The organism is Veillonella sp. (assembly GCF_019414865.1).
GTDB lineage: Bacteria > Bacillota > Negativicutes > Veillonellales > Veillonellaceae > Veillonella.
The window spans coordinates 1-2,386 of sequence record NZ_DXLG01000180.1 but is presented as its reverse complement, the minus strand read 5'-3'; the positions used below and the strand labels follow the sequence as shown (position 1 = coordinate 2,386).

The following is a 2,386-nucleotide window of genomic DNA, read 5'->3' as shown; positions in this document are numbered from 1 at the left end:
TCTTTACGGTTATAAACTATATACAATTTGTATGATAAATCTAATTTAATATAATCACTCAGGTTTAACCCAACGAACGATAGATTTAATAGGTTCAAAGCTCTTACGATGAAGTGGTGTTACACCTTGTTGTTCAACAGCTTCTTTATGTAACTCAGTATAATAGCCTTTATGAATACCAAATCCATAACCAGGGTATTCCTCATCAAGACTCTTCATATATCGATCTCGCGTAACCTTTGCAATGATTGATGCAGCAGCAATATTAGCGCTTTTACTATCGCCCTTAATAATAGATTCAACTGGAATCGTCAAATCAGGCAATTTCATAGCATCAGCCACTACAGCTTCAGCTGGTACGCTGAGCGTACGAATCGCCTCATACATCGCTTGTCGCGTTGCTTCATAGATATTGAGCTCATCGATCTTTTCTGGGCCATAAGAAATGCAGCTTACGGCTACGGCTTCGTCCATGATGATATCATAGAGGGCCTCACGCTTTTCTTCTGTTAGCTTTTTAGAGTCATTAAGACCTGAAATTAAAGTCATAGGTGGCAAGATAACAGCAGCTACCGTCACAGGACCCGCAATAGGACCACGGCCTACCTCATCGACACCAGCCACATGATAGATTCCCTGATCATAAAACATGCCTTCATAGTCATACATACCCATAAGACGTTGCTGTTCTTTTAACTCTTTTTCCTGACGTTTAATATAAGAAACAGCTAATTTTTGTACCGAGCTACGACCGTCCTCTTGAGCCAATAGCAAAATTTCTAAGGCTTGTTCAGTTTCAAAGAGCGCCTTAATGTCTACAACCTTTAATTTAGAAAAAACATCCTTATCCATTTTGTGTTTCCTCACCATCTTCAGGATAGTATGGTTCTTCATCTACTTTGTCGAGTGTAATTGTACCAAGTTTAGTGTTGCGATAGTCTTGCAAGATGATGCGACGAGCTTTATCAAAGTCTACTACGCCACCACTTACAAGGCAACCACGACGACGGCCGATACTTTCAAGAATCGTATCTACATCAGTCATCTCTTCTTCTTTTAATTTATATCGTTCCACCAAAATATTAGGTGTATTCGTCAACAAGTGATTAATTAATTGTTTAATGACATGTTCTAAATCATACACATCATCAGAAACGGCACCCGTCATAGCAAGGCGAGCCGCTGCTCGTTGGTCTTCTAGTTTAGGCCATAATACACCTGGTGTATCGAGCAATTCAAGGTTTTTACCGATTTTAACCCATTGTTGACCACGTGTATGACCTGCTTTGTTAGCTGTACGCGTTGCTGCAGAACCAGCTAAGGAGTTAATCAACGTAGATTTACCCACATTAGGAATACCTAAAATAATAGTACGTACAGAACGACTACGAATGCCTTTAGCTACCCAACGATCAATGATAGGCTTGCTCAAACGCTCTACAGTAGATATTAATTTCTTATTGCCTTTACCAGACTTAGAATCGATAGCCAATACCGTGATACCTTGTTTAGTAAAGAATTCAGTCCATTCCTTTGTTGCCTTAGGATCAGCTAAATCAACTTTATTTAACAATACGATATGAGGTTTCTGACCAACCAGCTCAGTGATTACAGGATTCGCACTAGAACGAGGAATACGTGCATCGAGTAACTCGATAACTACGTCGACCTTTTTGATATACTCCGTAATCATACGCGTGGCTTTCGCCATATGCCCAGGGAACCAATGTACGATAGGTGAATCTGCCATAGTATTTCCTTTCTACATCTAAATTTTAGCAAAAATAAAAGGCTGCCGACGGCAGCCTTTTATGAACATTAGCGTTTTTCGCGAATACGAGCAGCTTTACCAGTAAGGTTACGTAAGTAGTACAATTTAGCACGACGAACAACACCACGGCGCATAACTTCGATTTTAGCTAAGCGTGGGCTGTGAAGTGGGAATGTACGTTCTACACCTACACCGGATGCAATACGACGAACTGTGAAAGTTTCACGTACGCCACCGTTTTGACGTTTAATTACCAAACCTTCGAATACTTGGATACGTTCACGAGAACCTTCCACTACTTTTACGTGTACGCGAACTGTGTCACCAGCGCGGAAAGTAGGGATGTCTGTACGAAGTTGTTCTTGTTCAAGTACGTTAATAATGTTCATTGTTTCCTCCTGTTTGCAGACATTCAATACCTACACCTTATAGGCAGCGGACTGTCTCAAATTAACAGCAATATAGTATCATAAATCACGTACTGTTCGCAAGTATTTTCTATATAATTTTGAGAAACTAATTATTTACTTAAGATTGGGCGCTTTAACTTACCTAACAAGCGATATAAATCATCTTTTTCATCATCAGAAAAATCAGAAAATAATACATTAAGAA

Annotated in this window: 3 protein-coding genes; all 3 read right to left on the bottom strand. The window is 39.6% G+C overall.

The window, feature by feature from the left end; all coding sequences use genetic code 11:
- Positions 1 to 54 precede the first annotated feature (54 nt).
- Positions 55 to 852 carry a ribonuclease HII gene (locus tag QZ334_RS08010; protein WP_295233486.1) on the bottom strand — a complete coding sequence of 266 codons (798 nt, stop codon included), beginning with the start codon at positions 850 to 852 and terminating at the stop codon, positions 55 to 57.
- Positions 845 to 1,750, bottom strand: a complete 906-nt coding sequence (gene ylqF / locus QZ334_RS08005) for a ribosome biogenesis GTPase YlqF (RefSeq protein WP_105085660.1) — start codon at positions 1,748 to 1,750, stop codon at positions 845 to 847. Before ylqF ends, QZ334_RS08010 begins: the two co-directional genes overlap by 8 nt.
- Positions 1,751 to 1,818: 68 nt before the next feature.
- On the bottom strand, positions 1,819 to 2,160 hold the full coding sequence (gene rplS, locus QZ334_RS08000) for a 50S ribosomal protein L19 (protein ID WP_005377523.1): 342 nt from the start codon (positions 2,158 to 2,160) through the stop codon (positions 1,819 to 1,821).
- Between the last annotated feature and the right edge of the window lie 226 nt (positions 2,161 to 2,386).

Coding starts and splice junctions, on each gene's coding strand:
- QZ334_RS08010 (WP_295233486.1), bottom strand. CDS start 852: ATGGATAAGGATGTTTTTTCTAAATTAAAGGTTGTAGACATTAAGGCG.
- ylqF (WP_105085660.1), bottom strand. CDS start 1,750: ATGGCAGATTCACCTATCGTACATTGGTTCCCTGGGCATATGGCGAAA.
- rplS (WP_005377523.1), bottom strand. CDS start 2,160: ATGAACATTATTAACGTACTTGAACAAGAACAACTTCGTACAGACATC.